This window comes from Acinetobacter lwoffii, assembly GCF_024129855.1.
Taxonomy (GTDB): Bacteria; Pseudomonadota; Gammaproteobacteria; order Pseudomonadales; family Moraxellaceae; genus Acinetobacter; species Acinetobacter lwoffii_L.
The window spans coordinates 1-25253 of the sequence record NZ_JAMXXC010000002.1; the positions used below are offsets into that span (position 1 = coordinate 1).

The window sequence follows — 25253 nt, forward strand, 5'->3', positions numbered from 1 at the left end:
GAAATTATCAAAGTTCTGTTGCTTTAGCCTGTATATTTTTATGGCTACCTTTATAGGGTTAATTATGAACAGTAAATGTCAACAGACCCTATATTATGGTTTTTTAGTTCCTGTAATTTCAGGATTCGATCTGTAGAATGTAAGTGCTGAGCGGCTATCAGATAAATTTGCTCGGTTAATAAATGAATATTCTCAAAATCTGGATGGTCCAGATGAAAGCGGGTAATACATAAATCCAGTTCAGCATTTTTTAGCCGCTGAATCTGTTCCATACAGGTCAGGCTATGCAGATGGATTTTTAAGTCCGGCATGGTTTTTTTAAGCTGGGCCAGAATCTGTGGCATCACTTTTATTTCTGCGACATTCAGGAAGCCAATGTGAATCTGGTTATTTTTCTGCTGCGCAACCTGACGCGCTGCTGCTACTGCCAGTTTAGCATTTTCCAGTGCTTTTTCGGCATAGATCTGAAAAGCCTGCCCTTCATCGGTGAGTTTGACCTTTCTGGATGAACGATCAAACAGCATGACGCCTACTTCCTGCTCCAGATCCTTAATTTACTGGCTTAATGACGGCTGAGCGGTAAACAGTTTTTCGGCAGCCTTGGTAAAACTTTGTTGCTGCGCCACAGTAATAAAATAGCGTAAATGTCGAAGTTCCATAGCCTGCCCGGTTTCTGATCAGGTCAGCATCTTAAGATTATGACCCACGTATTGCAAATAAGAATAGGTCGATAGTTTATATGAATATCGCTATATCAACAGATCCTGTTTTACTAGACTGCCTGATTATATAGATAGCTTGTTCTTCACCTATACACATGGAGTCTTGTATGACACAACACTATGACACTGATGTTCTGATCATTGGTACCGGTCCTGCAGGTTCAACATTAGGTTTGGCTTTGGCGAATTATGGTATCAAGGTACAACTGTTTACCCAGTTTAGCTGGCTGGCCAATAGTCCGCGTGCCCATATTACCAATCAGCGTGCCATGGAAGTATTACGTGATTTAGGTATTGAAGAACAGGTTAAAGAGATTGCAACACCATGGGAACAGATGGGTGAAAGCCTGATTACCACCAGTCTGGTCGGCGAAGAAATCGCCCGTTTAAGTGCATGGGGTACCGGTGATGAACGTCATGGTGACTATATCCAAGGCAGTCCATGTCCATTAGTCGATCTGATTCAGCCAAAAATGGAAACTTTACTGGTGAAAAATGCCGGTGAACGTGGTGCAATTTATAACTTCAATACTGAATACCTGTCACATGTGCAGGACGAAGATGGCGTGACTGCTACTTTCCTGAACCGCATTACCAATACTGAATTTAGCTTAAGAGCAAAATATCTGGTGGGTATGGATGGTGCTAAATCTCGTGTATTGGAACAGCTCGGCTTGCCACTGGAAGGCGTGATGGCACGTGCCGGTACCGTCTATGTGACCTTTAAAGCTGATCTTTCTCAATACGTTCAGCACCGTCCTGCGATTCTGCAATGGATCGTGAATCCTGAAGCCAGCTTTGGCGATCTCGGTATGGGATTGTTACGTGCCATTACGCCATGGAATGAATGGATCATGGGTTGGGGCTTTGACATTTCCAAAGGCGAACCACAAGTTACTGAAGAACAGGTCCGTGCCCGCCTGAATGCTTTTGTTGGTACTGAAGTCGAAGAAGTCGAAATCCAGAAATTGTCGTACTGGTATGTGAACCAGACCTGGGCAACTGAATATTCTAAAGGTCGCGTATTCTGCGGTGGTGATGCGGTACACCGTCATCCACCATCGAGTGGCCTAGGTTCAAATACCTGCATGCAGGATGCCTTTAACCTAGGCTGGAAACTAGCATACGCGGTAAAAGGCTGGGCTGCACCTTCCCTGCTGGATTCCTATACGACTGAGCGTGCACCGGTCGGCAAGCAAATTGTGGCGCGAGCGAATCAATCACGTTTTGATTATAAATACCTGAAAGAAGTCTTTGGTTTTGACAATGGTGTGACTACACAAAAACAAATGCTGGAACGTATTTTTTCGGAAGATGAGCAAGGGGCTGAAATCCGCAAAAAGCTGTTTGAAGCTTTGGAAATTAAAAACTTCGAATTTAATGCACAAGGTGTAGAGCTGAACCAGCGATATAGCTCCAATGCAGTGATTAGCGAATCTGAGCCTGAAAGATTTGAGCGAGATCAACAGCTTTATTTACAGGCAACGACTCGCCCGGGTGCTAAAGTTCCGCATACCTGGCTGATCAATACCAAAGGTCAAAAGCAGTCGACTTTAGATATTACCGGTAAAGGTCGTTTTACCCTGCTCACAGGTTTATCTGGCAAAGGCTGGAAACAGGCTGTTGAAGTACTGAACTTACCTTATCTAGATGTGATTCAGATCGGTTCTCGTGACTACCGTGATGTGTATGGCACTTGGAACAGTAAATCTGAAATCCATGAATCTGGCGCAGTGCTGGTTCGTCCGGATGGTTATGTCGCTTGGCGTTATCAGGACAGTACCAATGATGCTTTTGACTATGAAAATACGCTGAAAGCAGTACTCAAACAGGTTCAGCTAGTTATTTAATGAATAATTTTTGAAAAGACCACCTTCGGGTGGTTTTTTATACTTTTAAAATAACAACATATACTGACTCTCAGCCTTTCTTGAAGCCACTTTGTTCTAAAATTTCCTTCCTAAACTCACTAATTGATTAAAACTCATTTAATCGCAATCATTTCACCCATACCAATACACATATACGATTGATTTTGTGATAAATTTCACATTAATGCAGTTTAGCTAAACTCATTCAGGTTTAGTCATACTGTTCTGCCTTGTATAGCTAAGACACATTCATTTTGTTGATCTGTGGTTCAAACTTCTCCCCCCACTCATTCAGCAAGATATGTTCTTTATGAGATAAGCACATGTCATGGCAAATCTCTCCCAGATATTCGACGGCTTTAGGAATGGTCGAAAACTTAACTTCAAGTTTTGATCCTCTCATTGATACCGCGAATGCAATGCCAATGACATGCCGGCCTGAAACACTTAAACGCAAAAATTTCATGTTTTCAAATCAAAAGAATGGATGATCTTGATTTGAAAATAAAATCTAAATTCAGGATTTCCCCCAATGTTATTTAATTGGTTAAAACAGTTATTTTCATCACTTTTCAATGGATTTAACCCATCCAAAGCGGACAATCCACAAAATGAAACGGCGCTAGATTTGGGTAATCGTCACTCGATTGATACCACCTCTAAACATGATGATGTGTATTCCTTTTTATCCGAATCTGATTAAACATTTGGAACTAGATCACCAACAACTTCTGAATCTGTACGGCAACATTGGCAATTCTTTAAATCTACAGGAATATCATTTACTGCCTGATCAATTAGCTCAATTTAAACAAGATTTTAAAGCGCATTTAGATGCTGAAAATATCAAGTTTTATGGTTACTTGGAACAAGGCTTAAAAGAACAAAGCCAGGCATTTTTATCTTTACGTCAGTTTAGAAAGGAAATGCGTGTCATTGAGCGGACTGTGATTAAGTTTATAGATCACTGGATGGATTTTGGGGTAAACCGTGCATCTGCTGCTGAATTTAAAGAAGAATATGAAGCGATTGGTTCTGCATTGGTGCAACGTATTGAGCGTGAAGAAAAAGAGCTCTGTACCATGTATAGCCGTGTTTAAGTAAATATAAAAAAGGCTATCCTAGGGTAGTCTTTTTATATCTTTTCTTTTTTCATTTCCCAAGTAGAAAATAAAAAAACTGCCATTGTTCCTGCTAAATTTACTGCAAACTCAGCATGTCTAGGAGAAGGCTTCACATTATTTTTGCCTTGACCATGAGCATCACTGATTTTATTTCTTAATGAGCCTAAACCTTCAACTATCGCACTACAGCCACCTAAGATTTGCTTAAATACCTGCTCTGTATGCTGTGATGGAGACAAGTTTAAATTACTACTGACTAATCTATACAACTGGTTTATATCTGGAGCATTACCGTATTCTACACTTAGCTCATCTAGGATATGTTTGCATGTTGACTCTAAAAGAGTTCTAGACAGAGTAATTGCACCATCTGGATCAGTCGTTCTTCTTTCTAAGGCTTTGTTCCAGATTGTATGGATATAATCTGAATCTATATTTTGAACGACATTCTTTATAATTTGATCAGAAGGGACTTCACTACTAAATTCTAGTTTTTCTAATATGGGTTGAAAGGACTTCCAAATGAAATCCCGTCTTTCAGCATATGTTGCATATTCAAATTTAATAAATTGCCAAAATTGCTGTAGATTCCTACACGTTAGAATGTATTTTGGTAATAAATTTTTAATATCAGCTTCTTTTAATAAATAGAATCTTAAAGTTTCATATTCGCTAGTATTTTCATTACTACCTGTAGCATGAGCTATAAGTAAATTCTGAATAGTTTCTATTTTTATTAATTTTTCCTGATTATCCATCTTATATTTTTCACCCATTTTCAACAAATATATAATTTTAAAAATGAAAAAGCCACCTCTCGGTGGCTTTTTTAAATCTGTTGATCAAGAACCCTGTAGCAAATAACTACCTACCAAGAACAGTACCTGTAGGCCAACAACAAAACCAAATAACCACCAACCTTTCTGACGTAATTCTGTTCTATCCATTATTCTGAGCGTCTTAGCCATGTCATCACCTCATCTTTGAGAATTGATACTGAACCGATCTATTCCATCTTTCTTTTATAGTGCAATAAAGTTGTGCATAAAACATACCATAGCACTTTATATACAATATGAAAGCAAAATCTAAACCAAGTCCGTAGGGAGAAAGAAAATTAAAAAAATTAAAAAACAAAAAGCCACCTAAAGGTGGCAATTGATGAAGCTAGTTTAAACAAAAGCTGAAAGATTTTCCAGTTTTGCCGCTATTCCGGTAATTTTTGCAATAAAAAAGGGCTGCTTGCGCAACCCTTTTTCAAGCTAAAGTGAATTAACCAATAAATTTACGTGCATTACGGAACATACGTAACCAAGCACCATCCTGATCCCAGTCTTCTGGTTTCCATGAATGCTGGATCGCGCGGAAGTTACGTTCAGGGTGCGGCATCATAATCGTTGCACGGCCATCCTGAGACGTTACACCGGTAATACCTTCTGGTGAACCGTTCGGGTTCAATGGATATTGTTCAGTTGCATTGCCATGGCTATCTACATAACGTAGAACAACCTGATTCGATGCATTCAATGCAGCAAAGTTTTCCGCCGTTGCAACTGCACGACCTTCACCATGCGCCACAGCGATTGGCAGAATCGAACCTTGCATGTCTTGTAACAATACTGAATTCGATTTTTCTACACGAACGTTCACTGCGCGCGCTTCAAATACTTCAGACGTATTGCGATGGAAACGTGGCCAAGCATCCGCACCCGGAATTAATGGGGCCAATTGAGACAACATTTGACAGCCGTTACAGATACCCAGCGAGAAGGTTTCTTGACGGTTAAAGAATTTCTCAAACTGGTCACGTAATTTAGCATTGAACAATACGGATTTCGCCCAGCCGCCGCCAGCGCCCATCACGTCACCATACGAGAAGCCACCACACGTCACCAGACCTTCAAAATCATCTAGGCTGATACGACCTGCCAGCAAGTCACTCATATGTACGTCAACGGTATTAAAGCCCACTTTGTCAAATGCTGCAGCCATTTCGATATGACCATTGACACCCTGCTCACGTAGAATTGCCATATTTGGACGACGCAAGTTAATGAATGGTACTTCAATCGCTTCATTCAAGTCGAATGTTGGTTGGGCGATAATACCTTTGTGCGCTTTATCGGTAATTAAAGCAAATTCCTGATCCGCAGTTTGTACGTTGTCACGCAGGCGCTGGATTTGATGAGAAACTTCAGTCCATGCCACTTGCAGATCAGCACGTTCAAGTACCAGACCATTTACAGACAATTGGTCAGAATTATTTACAGTACCCACCACTGCAATTGCATCTTTAAGCGTAGATGCTGCAACTTCAGCTTGTAGATCTTCCCAGTCTGCTTTGGCAATTTGCAGAACTGCACCGATTTCTTCAGCGAACAATGAAGCAACAGATTGATCTTCAAGTGCGACACCAAGACGTGAAGCGAACATCATTTCTGCAACAGTTGCCAATAAACCACCATCACCGATGTCATGATACGCTTTGATTAAGCCACGGTTGTTCCAGTCTTGAACCAATGCGAAAAATGCTTTGAAGTCATCGAAACTGTCGACATCAGGCGTCACTGAACCGATTGCTTTATACACCTGCGCCAGAATCGAACCACCTAGACGGAACTGACCTTTAGACAGATCAATACGAACCAGTACAGATTCAAGATCTTTTAATTCAGGAGTCAATGTTTGACGTACATCAGTCACTGGTGCAAATGCAGTGATCACACCTGACATTGGAGAAGTCACAGACTTGTCTTCACCTTCGTCATTCCAGGTGGTACGCATAGACAATGAGTCTTTACCGACCGGAATCGCGATACCGAGTGCAGGACACATTTCCATACCGATAGCTTTCACGCCTTCGAACAATGCCTGGTCTTCGCCAGGTTGACCCGCAGCAGCCATCCAGTTTGCAGACAATTTGATGTCGCTGATTTTTTCAATCTTCGCAGACATGATGTTAGAGATCGATTCAGCCACAGATAAACGTGCTGATGCAGCAGGATTCAACAACGCTACTGGAGGACGTTCACCCATTGCCATTGCTTCACCGGTGTAACCGACAAGACTTGTAGTTGTTACTGCAGCATCCGCGACAGGAACCTGCCAGCGACCCACCATCTGGTCACGCGCGACCATACCGGTAATCGAACGGTCACCAATACTGATCAGGAATGATTTAGAAGCCACTGTCGGGTTTTTCAGAACGCGATAAATCGCACCTTTTAAATCCGTAACTTTAGCCGCGTCAAAATCATCGCCTTTACGTTCAATCGTTTCATAGGAACGGCTCATACGCGGAGTACCGCCAAGCATCACCTGCATTGGCATATCCACCGGTTTGTTGCCGAACAATGGATCTTCAACGGTTAAGTGACGTGCTTCAGTCGCCTCACCCAGTACTGCAAACGGACAACGTTCACGCGCACAGATTGACTCAAATAATTCTAAAGAAGATGGACGAATCGCCAATACATAACGTTCTTGCGCTTCGTTTGACCAGATCTCCATTGGCGACATGCCAGGTTCTAAAGATGGAATCTTACGAAGATCTAGCACCGCACCCAATTCGTGATCATTCACCAGTTCAGGCATGGCATTTGATACACCACCCGCACCGACATCATGTACCGACACGATTGGGTTGTGGTCTTCCATGCGCCAGCAAGTATCGATCACTTCTTGGCAACGGCGTTCCATTTCCGGGTTTTCACGTTGTACTGAGGCAAAATCAAGGTTCTCGCCCAATTTGCCGCTATCTACAGAAGATGCAGCACCCCCGCCAAGACCGATCAGCATGGCTGGACCACCGAGCACGATCAATAAGTCACCCGGTAAGATCGGATCTTTTTCAACGTGATCTGGACGGATATTTCCGTAACCACCAGCGATCATGATTGGCTTATGGAAACCTTTAACATCGCCATTGACGTTTTGTTCAAAAGTACGGAAGTAACCATTTAAAGCTGGACGACCAAATTCGTTATTGAACGCAGCACCACCCAATGGGCCTTCAATCATGATTTGTAACGGCGATGCCATACGCGATGGTTTGCCGTAGTTTTCTTCCCAAGGCTGTTCAAAGCCCGGAATATTCAGGTTAGATACGGTGAAGCCGGTTAAACCTGCTTTAGGCTTACCACCACGACCGGTCGCACCTTCGTCACGGATTTCACCGCCTGAACCTGTCGCTGCACCGGCAAATGGTGCAATCGCAGTTGGATGGTTGTGGGTTTCCACTTTCATCAGGATATGCGCGGCCTGGCTCTTGTATTTATAAACTTGATGACCATTGTCTTCTTGGGTTGGATAAAAACGCTGGGTATCCGAACCAACAATCACCGAAGCGTTGTCTTTATAAGCCGACAATACGTCTGTTGGTGATTCTTTATAGGTGTTCTTGATCATCTGGAACAATGACAATGGCTGAACTTCACCATCAATCGTCCATTCTGAACCGAAGATTTTATGACGACAATGCTCAGAGTTGGCTTGAGCAAACATCATCAGTTCGATGTCATTCGGATTACGGCCTAGCTTGATGAAAGCTTCAGTCAGGTAATCAATTTCATCCATTGATAATGCAAAACCAAACTCGTTGTTGGCTTTTACAAGTGCTTCTTTACCTTCACCCAGAATATCAATCGAGTTCAGTGGTTTTGGCGCCGTTTCCACAAATAATACCGCAGCATCTTCAATCGCATTGAATACGCTTTCGGTCATACGGTCGTGAAGTACTTGCAATGCTTCTTTAGAAAGCTCTTTTACGCCCTTCAAAGTAAATAAAACGCCGCGTTCAAGTCGATGAACCGGCGTATTACAGTTTTTGAAAATGTCCGTCGCTTTAGAGGACCAAGGAGAGATGGTTCCGACGCGCGGTGTGACTAAAATCTGGATTTCATCACTTGCAGCCTGGTGCAATTCAAAAGATTGACCATCGTTGAGAAGCTGTAAAGCTGATTGCTGTTGTTGCTCGCTGAGCGCTTGGTCAAAGAGGTAGACCCATTGACTTTCAATTGATTGAACAGAACTAATTGACGTCAAACGCGATAATAGTTGAGTTTTCTTAAAAGAAGAATGTGCGGGTGCACCGGCAACGATAAACATGCTGATTTTGGCTCCACGGGATGGTCTGAACAACCATGCCACAATGTGACTTGAGAGAGCGCATATTCTACTGTGAAATAAGGAAATCGGCTAGATGCCAAATCAGAAAACTACGTCTGAAATATCCTGGACTTTTAAAATATTTCGTTTATTTTCAGTCAGGAAAATTGAATGTAGTCGCACAGGTTATCACATTTTTTTAAAGAAAAATCAAAACCGCTTCAGAATAATTTTATATGTAAAAATTGTATTATTTTTCAACAACAATCAGTGCAAACTCAAATTCAGGTTTTATTGTCATGACCTGCCAAAACTCCGATTTAGGCCAAAATGAAATACTTGATTACAAGATTTCATGAAGTCGTATTTTTTGAGACTGTTTTTAATTCTTTTGAGTGACTCCTAACTTTGACTTCTAAGATTAGAAAACTGGTTAAAAGTCTTCTGCCGTTCTGCAATACAAGGAACAGTTCTCCGCTCATCTCCTCCATTACAGCACCAGAGGCAAATTACTCTGCCATATAAATGAGTAATTAATAATGAGTGGCATTTTAATTTGACATAATCTTCAGAATAAAAACCGGACATCTATTCTCATCTTCCAAAAGAATAAAAATAAAATTCCTTATTTTGATCCTTTTATTTTTTCATATTTGATGTTTATCTTCTCAGATCATAATTAAGCGGAATTTACTCATCTAAAAGACCAAAAATCATATCCATAAAATTACTCCACCATATCTAATATTTTGAAATTTCATCACTTATTCATTAGTTCTATTATGCGTAAAAAGCACAATATAAATAGCAAAACACCACTCGTATTTATAAGAAAATTCACCAGGAATTATGAGGCTCATATAAAAAAATAATGAAGAAATGATTAATAATAAAATTTTGTTACTTTTTTATTTAATCCTTATTACCATGTTTTATTTAACTTGAAAATTTAAAATAAATATTTGTAATTAATAGAAAAATATCAAAAATTTTCTTTTTTATTCAACTAACAGAGCTACAGACTCACATGTCTATATCAGCTAAAAATCTTACCAAATAGATACTTCATCAGTAAATTTGATGATTTTATGTTAAGCTCTAGCCGAATTGCTGAGGAAATGTCCAAATTCTGAACCTAGCAATGGTTTTTCCTTTCTGCTGTAGAGATGAATATAAATTCTATATTCGGACACTAACTTTTTGATGTTCTATAGCTTCACTGCTCTGTCTATTTTAGAGCCTTAATCTGTCACCAATGATTTAATTTTCAAAAACAAAAGGTGACCCGCTTAAGGAGTATGTATGTTTCAATTCACTAGTACAGCAACTGTACTATTGATGGTGCTTTTCTATGGCATCACCTTTCTACTATCGTTACGTATTAAACAGAAAAATGAGAATGTTGATGGCTACATGGTCTCGAATGGCTCCATCGGATTTGGAATGTCTGCGGCCAGTATGACCGCCACCTGGATCTGGGCCGCATCATTTTATGCAGCAGCTTCATCCGGATATACATACGGCGTTTCCGGTGCCCTCCACTATGGTTTATGGGGTGCGCTGATGATTTTATTTATCTATCCCTTTGGTAAGCGCTTTCGTGAACTGGCGCCTAATGCCCACACCCTGGCAGAAATTATGCATGCCCGGCATGGCAACCAAAGCCAGATGATTCTGGCAGGTTCCAATATTGTGGGTAGCGTCATCAGCCTGATGGTGAACTTTACCGCCGCTGGGGCACTGGTTGAAATTTTATCTCCTTTAAGCTTTATCCATGGCGTGCTGATTACCGGTATCGGTGTACTGTCCTATACCCTCTGGTCGGGGTTCCGTTCTTCGGTGTTTACCGATTTTGGTCAACTGGTGGCGATGATTGTCGCGGCTGTGATCATTATTCCAACCTTGTTCTTTACCTTAGGCGGACCTTCCCTGTTTCAAAGCGGGATTCATCACCTGCAGCCGGAACAGCTGGATTTTTTCTCTAAAACAGCCTTTCTGGAACAAGGTGCACCATTTTTTGTTGCGGTATTGGCCTACGCGATTGGTAATCAGACCATTGCCCAGCGCCTGTTTGCAGTCCGTGAAGACCTGATCAAACCAAGTTTTATCACTGCAACCATTGGTTATGCTGCAATTGTCATTGGTCTAGGCATGCTGGGGTTATTGGCACTATTTGCAGGTATTCAGCCCATTGATGGCAACCTGAATAACCTGATTCCGCAAATGGCAGCGACTTATCTTTCTCCATTTATGGTCGCGCTGTTATTCATCATGGTGATTGGAGCATTGTCTTCTACCGCTGACTCGGATCTGTCTGCCCTGTCTGCGATTGTCATGACGGACATTTATGGCAAACAGATTGCGAAAAACCGTCCTGATCCAAAGAAAATGCTGTTTATTGGCCGTATGACCATGATCGTTGCCACCATGCTGGGGATTGTGATTGCCACCTTGAAGTTTGACATTTTGTCGATGCTGATTTTTGTGGGTGCGCTTTGGGGTTCTATTGTATTCCCGGTGATTGTCAGCCTGTATTGGGACAAGGTGAATGCCCGGGCCTTTAACTGGTCAGTGGGCCTCGCATTTTTCAGCTTTCTGATAGTACGTTTTGAATGGCTTCCGATTCAGGGATTGATCGCACTTGGCTTTGAACTCGTTGCGACCCTGGGGATTGGTGTGGTGCTGGGTCTGATGACCTTTGGTTTCTTTGGCAAGAAAGTGGGTCTGGTCGTTGGCATATTGGCCAGTATTGGCTTCATGCCATGGACCATCGGTTTCTTGCGTGAATACGGCACCTTGTTAAGCTCACTAACAGCTTATGGCAGTAGTGCACTGGTATGTACGGTGTTGACGCTGGTCTACAGTAAAGAACGATTTGATTTTAAACAAATCAACAAGATGGTGATTGAATTTCACCAGCTATCTGAGAAAAGTAAATAAGGAGATTTCAGATGACAAGTCAATTATTGACCCTATATGTACTTTTTTGGCCATTGGTGGCAAGCCTGGTCCTGTTCACGATTTGCCTGAATGTCTATAAAGACACACAACAGGCCAAGAAAAATGGCGAAGAGCTAATTTGATTCTTCATCCTAAACAAAAAGCAGGCCATTGAGTCTGCTTTTTTATTGTTCATTTGATGATTTCGATTTTTAATCTCAGTCTTTTCCAGCTGACTGAAATAACCATATGCAGCATGACAATTCATGTCGCACTGCCCTAGTGCAGGAGCTAGTTTTTTGGCATGATGCAAATAGTGGATCACTGAATAATGATAAATGACTCAAATGCGTTGGTTAGAACTGCTTTCGACAGTTCGGATTGGTAGTAAAAAGCAGAGCACTGAACTGGCACGTAGCCCGTTTCATAAAGATTATGACCGTATTATTTTTTCGCAAAGCTTCCGGCAGTTAAACCGCAAAACCCAGGTCCATCCACTGACCCAGCATGATGGCATTCATACCCGCTTAACCCATTCGCTGGAAGTTTCCTGTATTGGCCGTTCACTCGGTATGCTGGCTGCAGAAAAAATCAAAGATAATTTACCTGCCTGGATTTCTCCGGCTGATGTCGGTGCCATCATTCAGGCCGCCTGTCTGGCACATGATATCGGTAATCCACCTTTTGGGCATGCCGGTGAATACGCCATTCGGGAATGGTTTGACGATGCATCTCATACCGACTTTTTAAAAGATTTGAGTCCTGAACAGGAAGCCGATGTACGCCAGTTTGAAGGCAATGCCCAAGGCCTGCGCCTGCTGACCAAGATCGATTACCATCCTTATGATGGCGGCATGCGCCTGACCTATGCCACGCTCGGTGCCTATCTTAAATATCCGTGGCTCTCTGAGGCGATTGACCCGACTGGCAACACCCCTGCCAGCCGACGTCCTAAATTTGGTTGTTACCAGTCTGAAAAAGAGATTTTGCAGGAAATTGCTGAACAGCTAGGATTAATCCAGCTTGGTGAATATCATTATTGTCGTCATCCGCTGACCTATCTTCTAGAAGCTGCGGATGACATCTGCTATGCCCTGATTGATCTGGAAGATGGTATTAGCCTGAATATGCTCAGTTATGCCGAAGTCGAGCCAGTTTTCCTAAACTTGCTGGGAGAATATGGCACACCTGAAGAAATCAATCTGCCTAATACCACCTGGCAACAAAAAATTGCCGCCTTACGTGGTCGGGTCATGAAACGTCTGGTAGATGAAGTCACCACAGCTTTTGCGCGACATCAACAGGAAATTTTGATGGGCCAACTGCAAGCTTCATTGCTGGGTTATTGTAGTGCCGACATTGAAATTGGCATTAACCGGGCCAAAGAACTGGCGCGAGACAAGATCTTCGAACATCCGCAAAAAGCCGGTCTGGAAATTATCGCGCATCAAAGTTTACAAACGATTCTGGATGCCTTTATTCCACTGACCACACCGCACAAAACCTTGAGCTTTAAGGAACAGCGTTTGATGGCTATTTTAAAACGCTCGGGTGCGCAGTTTAGCGCTGATCATTATGACAACATTATGCAGGTGCTAGATATTGTCTCCAAGTTTTCTGATCACCAGGCTTATAATCTGGCGCAGGAACTGCATGGCAATAAAGCCGGGTTACTCTAATGTGAACGAGCGCCTGATGATAATCTCAGCAAAATCACTGGATTTGAATGATAGAGTTTTGCCTTTATCGAAGATGCTGACTACTATGCCTGTATTAAATTTGAGTATGTATAAAAAATGATTGGATGCCTAATTGGGGAAGTGCTGGCGCTGGAAGCACCGACTGTTTTATTAAATGTAAACGGCGTAGGTTATGAGATTGACACCCCTTTAACCACTTTCTGTCAGTTGCAAAAAGGCCAGAAAATTACCCTGTGGACCCATCTGGCTGTTCGTGAAGATGCCCAGTTACTTTATGGCTTTATCAATGCGCAGGAAAAAACCATTTTCCGTACCTTATTAAAGGTGAACGGCGTAGGTCCGAAAATGGCGCTTGGTATTCTTTCCACTTTAAGTGTGGAAATGCTGATCCACACCGTTGAACATGAAGATATCAATACTCTGGTCAAAGTTCCGGGGGTGGGTAAAAAGACTGCTGAACGCCTGATGATTGAATTGCGTGACCGCTTTAAAGCCATGGCTTCAGGTGCTGCCCCAAGTAATTCAACTGCACCACAAATTCAGTTTATGGGCAATTCAGCCGTGGCTGAAGCGGAAGCTGCATTACAGTCCTTGGGCTATAAACCTGCTGAAGCACAAAAACTGGTGAATGCTGCCAAAGGTGAATTTACTGAAGCCAGTGATATCATTCGCGCGGCATTAAAGTCGATGAACAAATAGAGATGATATCCAAGTTACAGGATAAAATCTGATACGCGTAAAAGTCATTCGCAACTGTTTGAGGCAGGAGACATTTATAGTTAAATGTTTCTGCGATATATTCGATAAGAATCAATATTCGACGAGTTTTGCGAATGACGGTGGTTTTGCTTACTTTTGCCGAAACAAAAGTAAGGCGAACCGCAGGTTAATACTCAGATATAAATCTGATTGGAAAGACTCTGCAAAAATTCAATTCCTCGCCTAGGCGAAAATCTTAGGATTCAGATCCATATTTGAGACCGTGTCAAAATTACCAGCTCAAAGGATCACTAAAATATTGGTATATAAACGTTATGCAAGACCGTCTCATCAGTGGTTCTGAAAAACCCGAAGATCACTTCGATCGTGCCATTCGCCCGACTTCCCTAGATGACTATATCGGTCAACCCGTGGTTCGTGAGCAGATGGAAATTTTCATTGGTGCAGCCCGCGGCCGTGAAGAAGCCCTCGATCACACCTTGATTTTTGGCCCCCCAGGTCTGGGTAAAACCACGTTGGCCAATATTATTGCCCGAGAAATGGGTGGCAATCTTAAGTCAACTTCTGGTCCGGTTCTGGAACGTGCCGGCGACTTAGCCGCGATGCTAACCAATCTGGAAGAAGGCGATGTCCTGTTTATTGACGAGATTCACCGTCTTTCACCCGTGATTGAAGAAATCCTGTATCCGGCGATGGAAGATTATCAGCTCGATATCATGATTGGTGAAGGCCCTGCTGCGCGCTCGATTAAACTGGATTTACCACCATTTACTCTGGTTGCAGCAACCACACGTGCAGGTCTACTCACCTCTCCGCTGCGTGACCGTTTCGGAATCGTGCAACGTTTAGAGTTTTATTCGGTTGAAGATTTAACCCACATTGTCAAGCGTTCAGCCAATTTGATGGATGTACCTATGACGGGAGATGGCGCAAAAGAAATTGCCCGTCGCTCACGAGGTACACCGCGTATTGCCAACCGTTTATTGCGTCGAGTTCGTGATTACGCTCAGGTCAAAGGTACCGGTGAGATCAATCAGGATATGGCCCAACGTGCTTTGGACATGCTCAAAGTCGATAAAGATGGTTTAGATACACTCGACCGCCGTTATTTATCAATGTTGCTTGAGCGTTTTGATGGTGGTCCTGCTGGCGTAGAAGCCTTGGCAGCAGCCATGGCAGAAGATTCTGGTACGTTGGAGGATGTCATTGAGCCTTACCTGATTCAGCAAGGTTATGTGATGCGAACCGCGCGTGGTCGTATTGCCACCAATATGGCGTATTTGCAGTTTGGGATGATGCCGCCTGAGCCAAAGGATAAATGATTAAAAGCAGCTTAAGCTGCTTTTTTATTTTGAAATATTATGTTTTTCATTAAAATTTCAGCTTTTTTTATAACGGTTTCAAGCTCTAAAGATGGGCAGATAAAGATCTGATTTATGCCTCTGCCCAGATAGTGACCAACTTACAAATTCTGATCAGCCCTAAAGCTGATCTGACCAAAGGTATGGGCGCAGTCAATATTGGTAGCATCCAGAGCGGCCCCATCGGTAACGTCATTCCAAATCAGGTCAATATGGTTGGCACCATCCGCTCCAATAGTGAAGATGTACGTCAGGGCATTTTAAAAGACTTACCAAAAATGCTGGAACACAATGCCGCAGCCAATGATGTCAAAGTAAAAGTCGAAATTGCACCTTATGCCCCGGTAACCACCAATGATAAAACCTTGACTGAATTGATGCGTCCAACCTTGGCGAACGTGCATGGTGAAGATAAATTGCATGTTTTAGACAACAATGCCAGCGCCAGTGAAGATTTTGCTTATTATGGCCAGCTCATGCCATCGCTCTTCGTATTTGTCGGTGCCACGCCAGCAGATCAAGATCCGGCAAAAGCTGCACCGAACCATAACCCGAATTTCATTGTCGATGATGCGACCTTGAAAACCGGGGTCGAAAGCCATGTCCGTTTTATTCTGGACTATCCAAAAGTAGCTGAGCAGGTTCAGGCCAACTGGAAACAGAAAAATAAAGGCTAATCTTCTATTACTAAAAATGCGCGGCTCCAAGGACTCGCGCATTTTAGTATCTGCTGCTGTTTTATAAATGAGCTGTTAAGCGATCAGTACTTCATCTTGGCGACTTATCTCCAGATTTGACATCTTGTGCCATTGGTCTCAAAACTCACAATGCTAAACTTTGAACCGCTAAATTGCTTGACTTTTGGCAGGAATCCGGCAAATTCTAATCCCTCTCCTGCATCTAAAAACAAGCAAAAATTTCGAAAATCTGCATGGAACAAAACTATGGCGAATCACTTTGAATTCAATATCCGCGTTTATATTGAAGATACTGATGCGGGTGGCATTGTCTATCACGCCAATCATATTCGCTATATGGAACGTACCCGTACCGAATGGTTACGTGCCGCTGGAGTGAGCCATTACTGGCATCAGACAGACTACAATTTTGTGGTGCATAAAATTAATGTCAAATACATGCGTCCGATCCTGATGGATGATTTAATTACTGTTACGGCACGTGTCATTTCATGTAAAGCTTCATCATTTGTATTGCAACAAAATATTTATCGTGGTGAAATCATGCTTGCATCAGGTGAGGTTGAGTTGGCATGTATCAGTGCAGAGATGCGACCACGTCGACTCCCGGATGAAATCCGCGAACTAATTCAAAAAGAATTGGAACAAGACTAAAAAAATTTATTGGCACACGTAACAACTATGGCGACTCAGTTAGAATCATCTCTTCAAGTTTCAGATCTTATTTTACAAGCAAGCCCTGTCGTACAACTGGTGATGCTTTCTCTCCTGTTAGCCTCAATATATAGCTGGTATCTGATTGCTAGGCTCTATATGAGTTATAAAAAAGCCCAGGCCGATGATGAACATTTCCAGAAAATCTTCTGGTCTGGCGCTGAGTTAAATACCCTGTATAACAATGCACAACTCAATTCTAAACGTACCGGCCTTGAAGATATTTTCTATCAGGGTCTGGGCGAGTTCCTGAAACTGAAAAAACGCCATGCGCCGACTGCCCAGTCGATTGAAGGAACAGAGCGTATTCTGCGTGTCGGTTTAAGCCGTGACCAAGGTCATCTGGAACAAGGTCTGGGCGCATTGGCGAGTATCGGTTCGGTCGCGCCTTATGTCGGTCTGTTTGGTACGGTCTGGGGCATTATGAATGCCTTTATTGGTCTGGCAGATGTTGATCAGGTGACTTTGGCGACAGTCGCACCCGGTATAGCCGAAGCACTAATTGCAACGGCGATCGGTCTGTTCGCAGCCATTCCAGCGGTATTGGCTTTCAACCATTTCACAGCCAAAGGTGAAACGGTCTACTCTGACCGTGCGCTGTTTGCCGAAGAAATGGTGGCGCTATTGCAACGTCAGTCTGTGGGCGTAACTCAGGACAAAGACTAATGGCGATTCAAGGTTCAGGACGCTTTCAGCGTATTAAAAAGCCACTGAAAAGTGACATGAATGTGGTGCCGTATATCGATGTCATGCTGGTACTGCTGGTGATCTTTATGGTCACTGCCCCGATGATTACAAGTGGCATCAAGGTTGACTTGCCTCAGGCCAACGGACTACCGATCGAATCCAAGGATGCTCCGACCATTGTCACACTGAAAGAAGATGGTTCATATTATCTAGAATATAAAAATCAGGCCACTGGCCCAGTCACACTGGAAGAATTGACGCGTACGCTTGTTGATGCCCAAACCCAGGCGCAAAATGACAACAAGGTGCTGAATGTCGTAATCAATGGCCACAATACTCGTCCTTATGGCGATGTCATGGCCTTGATGTCCAGCCTGCAGGATGCTGGCCTTTCTCAAGTCGGTTTACTGACCAAGCCATTAGAATAAAGTATGAAAAACTATAAAAAGCCACCATTTCAGAAAAAAGCCATCGCACTTGGATTCACCTTAGGCATCCATGCAGTGGCTTTGGTGGGCTTACTTTATCTGGGCATGAGTAATCCCCCTGAACCGCCAAAACAGATCAAAACCGTTCTGATCAAGCCAGAAGACCTTAAACCGGTGACTCGCGAAGAAACCGAATTTGAGGAAACTGCACATGAAAATGTCGCAGAAGAAATTACCCAGACTGCTGAACCCAGTATAGAACCTGCTCCAGTGGTTCCAACGACGGCGCCTGCCACACCTCCTGCTCCACCTGCACCTAAAGTCGATACACAAAAAGCCCAGCAGGAACTGAAAGCGGCAGAGGCAGCACAAGCCAAGGCTGCGCAGCAAGCAGCGGAAGCAGCAAAACGTGCCCAAGCCGCTGAACAGGCCAAACAAGCAGCAGCCAAAGCCAAAGCGGATGCAGCGCAAAAATCAAAGGCGGAAGCCGAAGCTGCACGTCAAGCTGAACTAAATGCACAGCGCAAAGCCGATGCTGCTCAAAAAGCCAAACTGGAAGCACAGAAAAAAGCTGACTTAGCTGCCAAGCAAAAAGCGGATGCTGCCACAAAAGCCAAAGCAGAGGCTGATGCCAAACGTAAGGCTGAAGCTGCTGCTAAAGCAAAGGCAGATGCGGTAGCAAAAGCCAATAATGATGCAGCGGCGAAACGTAAAGCAGACGCTGATGCGAAAGCTAAAGCAGACGCGGCAGCCAAGGCTAAAAATGATGCAGAGGCGAAACGCAAAGCGGACGCTGATGCGAAAGCTAAAGCCGATGCAGCGGCTAAAGCAAAAGCCGACGCTGATGCCAAACGCAAGGCAGATGCCGATGCTAAGGCCAAATCTGATGCAGATGCCAAGCGCAAAGCAGATGCCGAAGCAAAAGCCAGAGCTGATGCAGATGCCAAAGCTTCAGCCGCGAAACAGGCTGCTGAAGAAGCTGCACAGAAAAAAGCGGAATCAAAACGGATTGCATCCACTGCGAAGCGCGATTTTGAAAACAAAATCAAACGCGCCTGGGATACACCAGTCGGATCATCAGGCCAGCGTGCCACTGCACGTGTAACCCTGAATGATAATGGCGGTGTGGTCTCGATCATTGTGAATTCAAGTGATTCAGACATGAAAGCCAGTGTAGAAGCTGCAGTCCGTGCTGCAGCACCTTATCCAATGCCATCCGATCCAGATGCACGCCGTGAAGCACGAAGCTTTACTTCAACCTTTACTGCGCAATAAAAACGGAGCCATCACATAAATAATGTTGTGATGGCTTTTATTTTTTAAGCTAAACTTCACTTTAAATTGATTAAATAACATTCACTTTTCACAGTGTCATAACAGTTTGGTCATAAATTCATGGTTTTATTCTATTAAATCCATGCGATGATGTAGCCCAAGCACCTATACAATAAATCCGTTGATTTGAGTAAATAACGAATGATGGAAAAGACTCGCAAACATCTACTCTGCCTCGCAATCATTAGCGCTTTAAGCCCTGTATTGGCAACCCAGTCCTATGCCCAATTGCATCTGGAAATTACCAAGGCGCCTGAGGCAGCACCTAAAATTGCTGTTGTACCTTTCAGTCAGGATCAGAGCATTTATCCCATTGTGGAAAATGACCTGAATCGTTCTGGCCGCTTTACCAGTGCTTCAAAAAACCTGCCTGCAACAGCGACATTGAATAATCCGAATGCAGAAGCTTGGGCATCAGCTGGTGTTCCCTATGTAGTCACCGGCTCGTCCAAGACCACAGCCGATGGTTCTTTTGAAATCCAATATCAGCTTTATGATGTCGAAAAAAAACAATATCTATTAAATGAATTGCTGACTGTTCCAGCCTCACGCACCCGTCAGGCAGCACATATGATCAGTGATGCCATCTATCAGGCATTGACCGGTATTCCGGGTGATTTTAGCGGACGTATTGCCTATGTGCTGCGTAATCCTGCTACCCCAGAACAACGCTATACCTTGCAGATTGCGGACACCGATGGTGAACAGCCAAAGACCATTTTGACCTCACGTGATCCAATCCTTTCTCCGGCATGGACACCAGATGCCAAAAAAATTGCTTATGTGTCCTTTGAAACCAAACGCCCGGCGATTTATGTACAGGATCTGGCCACAGGTCAACGTGAAAAACTGGCCAGCTTCCGCGGTTTAAATGGCGCACCGAGCTTCTCTCCAGATGGCAAGAGCATGCTGTTTACTGCTTCTATGCACGGCAATCCGGAAATCTACCAGATGAATCTGGAAACGCGTCAGCTACAACGCATGACCAATGACAGTGCCATTGATACTGAAGCACGTTATTCGCCAGATGGAAAATCTTTTATTTTCACTTCTGACCGTGGCGGTTCTCCACAAATTTACCGCCATGATCTTGAATCAAGTAGCAATAAACGCCTGACCTTCCGTGGTGCATTCAACGCGCGCGGCACGCTGAGCGCAGATGGTAAAAAACTTGCATTAGTTCATCGTCCAAGCGGCAGTAACTATCGAGTTGCGGTTCAGGACATGACCTCTGGTGTGAACAACATTTTGACACCAACGACGCTGGACGAATCGCCAAGCTTCTCGCCAAATGGCCAGATGGTAGTCTATGCCACCCGTGAAGGGGCACGTGGACTCTTGTCAATCATGTCGCTGGATGGCCGCTTCCGTATGAATTTGCCAAGTGAAACGGGCGAAGTCCGTGAACCGGCTTGGGCACCCAAATAACATTTTTATATTGATAAACCCTTTACCCCATAATCAAACTTCATGGAGATGAAGATGAACAAAGTAAAATTATTTGCCTTGCCACTTTTAGCAGCAGCGGTTGTCATGACAGGTTGTGCGAGCCGTAAGCCTGCAGCTGAAGTTCAAACGGGCGGTTTAGATACGACTGGTACAACAACTGTGAATACTGCAGGCCTAAGTGAAGATGCAGCACTGAATGCACAAAACATGGCAGGTGCTTCTGCAAAAGGCGTTACTGCAGAAAATAAAGCATTCTTGGCAAAACGCGTGGTGCATTTTGACTATGACAGTACTGAACTCAGCAATGAAGATTTAAATACGCTGCAAGCCCATGCGCAGTTCCTGATGGCCAATGCCAATTCACGTGTAGCACTCACCGGCCATACCGATGAACGCGGTACTCGTGAATACAACATGGCACTTGGCGAGCGTCGTGCCAAAGCAGTAGAAAGCTTCCTGGTGACGACGGGTGTTAATCCTGGTCAATTAGAAGCAGTCAGCTATGGCAAGGAAATGCCAATCAATGCGGGCCATGATGAAAATGCATGGAAAGAAAACCGCCGTGTAGAAATTAATTATGAAGCAGTACCACCATTGTTGAAATAATTTTCATTCATGATGCTTTCATCAAATAAAAAGCACTCAATCATGAGTGCTTTTTATTGGCTTCAATGAAAGAATCGGTCTACTTTGGAAGCTGATCCTGTTCAGCCGGATGCATCGATTCGATCATGTCATGTTTATTGAATTGTTTGTACTCTGGTTTTGCTTCATAATCCCGCCAGGCTTCTTTCATCTTGTCTTCAGAGATATCATCTAAAGTAATGCCTTCGCTTGGCGTTGGAGTCGCATCAAACTTCAATGTTGTCATATCTGTGCTCCTATTCTCAATTTTCCTTTGTCTTCAACATAGCACTTTCCGCAGGAGTTGCAAGGGCAAAATCGATACAAATAATCCAGTTTAATTTTTCTTTTAGTACGTTCTCATCTAAAATATAGCCGCATATCGTTTTGATCATTTTTTCCCGATTTAAGTCTTGGAGTTTCCCCCTATGTCATACCGCACTTTATCCCAGTTTTTACAACAACAAAGCGGGAATCTCACACCTGAACTTGCACAAGTTATTGAAACGATTGCAAACACTTGCAAAGACATTGATCAATTACTGCAAAAAGGTGCTTTAGCGGGTGTATTGGGAAGTGCACAGCATGAAAACGTTCAAGGCGAAGAGCAAAAGAAGCTGGATGTCATTTCTAATGACTATTTGATTGATGCCTTGCAGCAACATCCAAATGTGGGTGGTTTGGCCTCAGAAGAACTGGATGAATTCACCCCTGCACAAGAAAATGGTCAATTTCTGGTATTGTTCGATCCATTAGACGGTTCAAGCAATATCGACATCAATATGTGTGTTGGTACCATTTTTTCGATTCTTCCTGCAAAAAATGCCGTGACTCAGGCAGAAGACTTTATGCAAGCCGGTGTTCATCAGGTAGCTGCAGGTTATGTGCTTTATGGTCCATCGACCATGTTGGCATTGACCGTCGGCGCAGGCGTAGTGTTCTTTACCTATGACCCTGAGACTCAAGAATTCCTACTGACTTCTGAAGCAATTCAGGTAGCTGCAGATACTAAAGAATATGCGATCAATGCGTCGAATCAACGTCATTGGGAAGCACCAGTACAGCGTTATATCGATGAATTGTTAGCAGGCAAAACCGGTCCTCGTGAAAAAGACTTCAATATGCGTTGGGTTGCTTGTATGGTGGGCGACATTCACCGTATTCTTTGCCGTAGCGGTATCTTCATGTATCCATACGACCTTAAAGATCCGGCTAAAGCAGGCCGTCTGCGTTTAATGTATGAAGCCAACCCAATGAGCATGTTGATGGAACAGGCTGGCGGCGCATCGACTACAGGTCGCGTACGTATTCTTGAGATCGAACCGACTGATTTACATCAGCGTGTTCCTGTGATCATTGGTTCTAAAAACGAAGTTGATCTTGTGACCAGCTACCACAACTAATTTTTATAGCGGCAGCCGGTATTGAATCGGCTGCCGTGGATTATATCTCCCATGCCAACTTTTTTTCTTGATTCAAAAGACAATCCAAAGATTAAACACTTACGCGGTTTAATTGAACAAAATACCTATCGTAAAAAACAGGGTCAAACGGTTTTAGAAGGCACGCATCTGTCTCTCGCCTGGTTACATGAAAACCGTAAAATTGATTCTATTTTCACCACTGAACATGCACTTTCACATCCTGATTTCGAGAAAATTCTCGCAAAATACACAGGTATGGTCTTTGTTCTAAGCGAGTCTTTATACAAAGATTTAAGTACCTTAGGAACATCTTTAGCCTGTTTAGCTGTGGTGACTTTACCAACAGCAAATTATGCATTGGATTTTAAAGCAGACACTTTGATTCTGGAAAATGTACAGGATCCGGGTAATGTAGGCACCCTGCTTCGCTCTGCTGCTGCTGCCGGTATTGAACAAATTGTGTGTACCAAAGGTTCTGCATCGCTCTGGTCTCCACGCGTATTACGTGCCGGTATGGGTGCACATTTCACACTGCAAACCTTTGAAAATATTTCGCTTGAACAAATTCTTGAGCAATTTCAAATCCCTGTTTATGTAACCAGCTCACACCGTGCTGAAAGCCTATATTCAAAAGACTTACGTAAACCTTGCGTGTGGATTCTGGGCAATGAAGGCCAAGGCGTGTCTGATTATGCGATGCAACATGCTGAAGCCGTGAGCATTCCGCAACCTGGGGGTCAGGAATCACTGAATGTCGCCATTGCGGGTTCGATCTGTTTTTTCGAAATGGTACGTCAACGTATCTAATTAGGGATTTAGGTTACAGTGTTTTAATACGACCCTGCCCGTGTATAAAATAGATTAAACTACAAAAATAATAAACTTAATTGTCAACCAAACCAGGATTCCCAACGTTATATGATTATGAACTTGGGAATAATGGTGGGTGTCCAATGACAGGATTTTCCATCTCTATGGATTTAGCACCAAAACAGTTGCAAACACACGATGTAAGTATTCTGAAGAGTACGGCTGAAGCACGTCTGAAGAATTTCATGCAGGATGTGACTGGGCGTGCCTTGGTGATGATGGAAAGTGCGACTCAAGGTCATCATGGTATTGCCATGGATCTGGTTCAGGAAGCTTTCATTTCCTTACACAAATCCTATGCAGAAAAAAGTACTGAAGAATGGTATCCCCTATTTTATACCATTCTCAACAACAAGTTACAGGACTGGCGTCGTAAAGAGTCACGGCGTGGTCAAATGTTTTCATTTTTCAAGAAAGTCAGTCTCGATGACGACGAAATTGAATTTGATGATGTCGTCGATGAATCAACACCAACGCCGCTGGACTTTCTCGATCAGGCAGTCACTGCTGAAGAAATCCAGGAAGCGATTGCAAAATTGCCTGTGCGTCAGCAGCAGGCATTTATGCTAAGAGCTTGGGAAGGATTTGATACGCATACCACCGCACAGATTATGAACTGCACAGAAGGCAGTGTAAAAACCCATTACCACCGTGCTATCCAAGGCTTACGCGCCTCTTTAGCACATTTAAATCCATATCTGGGAGGGTCATCCGAATGAATCAAGATGATTTCTTAAAACAAGTAACTTCCAAACTTGATGGACTGGCACAACAACATAAAGACAAACCTGTTGTCATGCACCATGTTCTTGAAGAAATTCAGGATTCAAAACATTCACGCTTTGCATTTCTAAAAATGTCAGGTTTTGCTTTGGCAGCTGCGATTGCAGGCATTGTGGTATTACCGAATCTTTCGGACCATAACGAGCCGCAAACTCAAATGGTGTCAGTCCCAAAACTGTCTCCGCAAATGCTTGAAGATTTAGAAATGTTAATGGTTTTAGGTGAGGACAAAGTTCCACATGGCAGCTAAAAAATTGGCGATTGCTTTTTGTGCATTCAGTTTTCTGCAAACCAGCTTTGCAGGATTTGAACGTTTTTGGCTATTTTCCAAGGATGCGAATACCCAAGTAACTGATACTTGGGATAGTCTTTCTGATTCTGAACAATTGGCACTGATTAAACGTTATCAATCTTTAAAAGAAATCCCCGAACAACAACGTGTTAGCTTACAGCAGCGTATGGACTGGTTTACTCAACTCCCTAATGCGGAAAAACAAAGAATGCGTGAGACTTGGCAAATGATGAGCAGTCAGGAACGCAAAGAACTGGGCGCACGTATGCAAAAAGCGTCTCCTGAGCAACGCCTTGCCATTCGCGAAGAATACATTCTCAAATATCAGCAAGTGACTCAGCAGCCTAACTCGCATTAAACACTTAATATAAAAAAGCCTCCATATGGAGGCTTTTTTGATGTTTC

Annotated in this window: 24 protein-coding genes and 2 pseudogenes; 20 read left to right on the forward strand and 6 right to left on the reverse strand. The window is 43.3% G+C overall.

All coding sequences use genetic code 11. The features are described from left to right. Positions 1-89 precede the first annotated feature (89 nt). Positions 90-659: pseudogene (locus tag NI465_RS01800) on the reverse strand (LysR family transcriptional regulator); the annotation flags it as partial. Positions 660-829: 170 nt separating this feature from the next. Between NI465_RS01800 and NI465_RS01805 the strand changes: the two are divergent. Continuing rightward, positions 830-2572, forward strand: a complete 1743-nt coding sequence (locus NI465_RS01805; protein ID WP_253144103.1) for an FAD-dependent oxidoreductase — start codon at positions 830-832, stop codon at positions 2570-2572. Between the two features lie 259 nt (positions 2573-2831). Here the strand turns inward: NI465_RS01805 and NI465_RS01810 are convergent, their stop codons facing one another. Beyond that, the gene (locus NI465_RS01810; protein ID WP_247143447.1) at positions 2832-3059 is read right to left on the reverse strand and encodes a hypothetical protein; all 228 of its coding nucleotides are present in this window, start codon (positions 3057-3059) and stop codon (positions 2832-2834) included. 66 nt (positions 3060-3125) lie between these two features. On the opposite strand from NI465_RS01810, the gene NI465_RS01815 reads away from it, so the two are divergent. Together NI465_RS01815 and NI465_RS01820 are read left to right on the forward strand one after the other, a co-directional pair. Next, a complete protein-coding gene (locus NI465_RS01815) occupies positions 3126-3296 on the forward strand; it encodes a hypothetical protein (RefSeq protein WP_253144105.1) in 171 nt (56 codons plus the stop codon). A 4-nt stretch (positions 3297-3300) separates the two neighbouring features. Continuing rightward, on the forward strand, positions 3301-3693 hold the full coding sequence (locus NI465_RS01820; protein ID WP_253144107.1) for a hemerythrin domain-containing protein: 393 nt from the start codon (positions 3301-3303) through the stop codon (positions 3691-3693). A gap of 35 nt (positions 3694-3728) precedes the next feature. Here NI465_RS01820 and NI465_RS01825 read toward each other — a convergent pair whose 3' ends face one another. The 3 genes from NI465_RS01825 to purL form a co-directional block, all read right to left on the reverse strand. Beyond that, positions 3729-4475, reverse strand: a complete 747-nt coding sequence (locus NI465_RS01825) for an abortive infection family protein (protein ID WP_195725773.1) — start codon at positions 4473-4475, stop codon at positions 3729-3731. 84 nt (positions 4476-4559) lie between these two features. Beyond that, positions 4560-4685, reverse strand: a complete 126-nt coding sequence (locus NI465_RS01830; protein ID WP_253144109.1) for a KGW motif small protein — start codon at positions 4683-4685, stop codon at positions 4560-4562. Between the two features lie 304 nt (positions 4686-4989). Next, the gene (gene purL / locus NI465_RS01835; protein ID WP_253144111.1) at positions 4990-8823 is read right to left on the reverse strand and encodes a phosphoribosylformylglycinamidine synthase; all 3834 of its coding nucleotides are present in this window, start codon (positions 8821-8823) and stop codon (positions 4990-4992) included. 1302 nt (positions 8824-10125) lie between these two features. Here purL and NI465_RS01840 point away from each other — a divergent pair. From NI465_RS01840 to pal, 12 genes and pseudogenes are all read left to right on the forward strand, one after another. After that, positions 10126-11763, forward strand: a complete 1638-nt coding sequence (locus tag NI465_RS01840; RefSeq protein ID WP_005265803.1) for a sodium:solute symporter family transporter — start codon at positions 10126-10128, stop codon at positions 11761-11763. An 11-nt stretch (positions 11764-11774) separates the two neighbouring features. Further along, on the forward strand, positions 11775-11906 hold the full coding sequence (locus NI465_RS01845; RefSeq protein WP_004645659.1) for a putative transporter small subunit: 132 nt from the start codon (positions 11775-11777) through the stop codon (positions 11904-11906). 195 nt (positions 11907-12101) lie between these two features. Continuing rightward, positions 12102-13442 carry a deoxyguanosinetriphosphate triphosphohydrolase gene (locus NI465_RS01850; RefSeq protein ID WP_253144113.1) on the forward strand — a complete coding sequence of 447 codons (1341 nt, stop codon included), beginning with the start codon at positions 12102-12104 and terminating at the stop codon, positions 13440-13442. Positions 13443-13559: 117 nt separating this feature from the next. Then, positions 13560-14162, forward strand: a complete 603-nt coding sequence (gene ruvA, locus NI465_RS01855; protein ID WP_004731726.1) for a Holliday junction branch migration protein RuvA — start codon at positions 13560-13562, stop codon at positions 14160-14162. A 335-nt stretch (positions 14163-14497) separates the two neighbouring features. Continuing rightward, on the forward strand, positions 14498-15505 hold the full coding sequence (ruvB, locus tag NI465_RS01860) for a Holliday junction branch migration DNA helicase RuvB (RefSeq protein ID WP_004731729.1): 1008 nt from the start codon (positions 14498-14500) through the stop codon (positions 15503-15505). A 92-nt stretch (positions 15506-15597) separates the two neighbouring features. Further along, positions 15598-16221, forward strand: a pseudogene (locus tag NI465_RS01865) (M20/M25/M40 family metallo-hydrolase); the annotation flags it as partial. A 267-nt stretch (positions 16222-16488) separates the two neighbouring features. Further along, a complete protein-coding gene (gene ybgC / locus NI465_RS01870; protein ID WP_004645668.1) occupies positions 16489-16896 on the forward strand; it encodes a tol-pal system-associated acyl-CoA thioesterase in 408 nt (135 codons plus the stop codon). A 27-nt stretch (positions 16897-16923) separates the two neighbouring features. After that, positions 16924-17622 (forward strand): protein TolQ, encoded by a 699-nt coding sequence (gene tolQ, locus NI465_RS01875; RefSeq protein ID WP_004645669.1) that lies wholly within the window; start codon positions 16924-16926, stop codon positions 17620-17622. Beyond that, positions 17622-18071, forward strand: a complete 450-nt coding sequence (gene tolR / locus NI465_RS01880) for a protein TolR (RefSeq protein WP_005103851.1) — start codon at positions 17622-17624, stop codon at positions 18069-18071. The genes tolQ and tolR overlap by 1 nt, the downstream gene beginning before the upstream one ends. A gap of 3 nt (positions 18072-18074) precedes the next feature. Further along, the gene (gene tolA, locus NI465_RS01885) at positions 18075-19346 is read left to right on the forward strand and encodes a cell envelope integrity protein TolA (protein WP_253144115.1); all 1272 of its coding nucleotides are present in this window, start codon (positions 18075-18077) and stop codon (positions 19344-19346) included. Between the two features lie 204 nt (positions 19347-19550). After that, on the forward strand, positions 19551-20834 hold the full coding sequence (gene tolB / locus NI465_RS01890; protein ID WP_171056997.1) for a Tol-Pal system beta propeller repeat protein TolB: 1284 nt from the start codon (positions 19551-19553) through the stop codon (positions 20832-20834). 54 nt (positions 20835-20888) lie between these two features. After that, positions 20889-21461, forward strand: coding sequence for a peptidoglycan-associated lipoprotein Pal (gene pal, locus NI465_RS01895; RefSeq protein ID WP_005103853.1), 573 nt, complete (start codon positions 20889-20891; stop codon positions 21459-21461). 79 nt (positions 21462-21540) lie between these two features. Here the strand turns inward: pal and NI465_RS01900 are convergent, their stop codons facing one another. Continuing rightward, positions 21541-21726, reverse strand: coding sequence for an NF038105 family protein (locus NI465_RS01900; protein WP_253144117.1), 186 nt, complete (start codon positions 21724-21726; stop codon positions 21541-21543). A 181-nt stretch (positions 21727-21907) separates the two neighbouring features. Here NI465_RS01900 and NI465_RS01905 point away from each other — a divergent pair, with 181 nt between their 5' ends. From NI465_RS01905 to NI465_RS01925, 5 genes are all read left to right on the forward strand, one after another. Then, entirely contained in the window at positions 21908-22882 is a 975-nt protein-coding gene (locus NI465_RS01905; RefSeq protein ID WP_044112048.1) for a class 1 fructose-bisphosphatase, read from the forward strand. A 51-nt stretch (positions 22883-22933) separates the two neighbouring features. Then, complete coding sequence (locus NI465_RS01910) at positions 22934-23710, forward strand: TrmH family RNA methyltransferase (RefSeq protein ID WP_044112049.1); 777 nt, start codon at positions 22934-22936, stop codon at positions 23708-23710. Positions 23711-23877: 167 nt separating this feature from the next. Beyond that, positions 23878-24492, forward strand: a complete 615-nt coding sequence (locus tag NI465_RS01915) for an RNA polymerase sigma factor (RefSeq protein WP_004645678.1) — start codon at positions 23878-23880, stop codon at positions 24490-24492. Beyond that, complete coding sequence (locus NI465_RS01920) at positions 24489-24806, forward strand: hypothetical protein (RefSeq protein WP_004279120.1); 318 nt, start codon at positions 24489-24491, stop codon at positions 24804-24806. Before NI465_RS01915 ends, NI465_RS01920 begins: the two co-directional genes overlap by 4 nt. Further along, entirely contained in the window at positions 24796-25206 is a 411-nt protein-coding gene (locus NI465_RS01925; protein ID WP_005252453.1) for a DUF3106 domain-containing protein, read from the forward strand. Before NI465_RS01920 ends, NI465_RS01925 begins: the two co-directional genes overlap by 11 nt. Positions 25207-25253 lie beyond the last annotated feature (47 nt).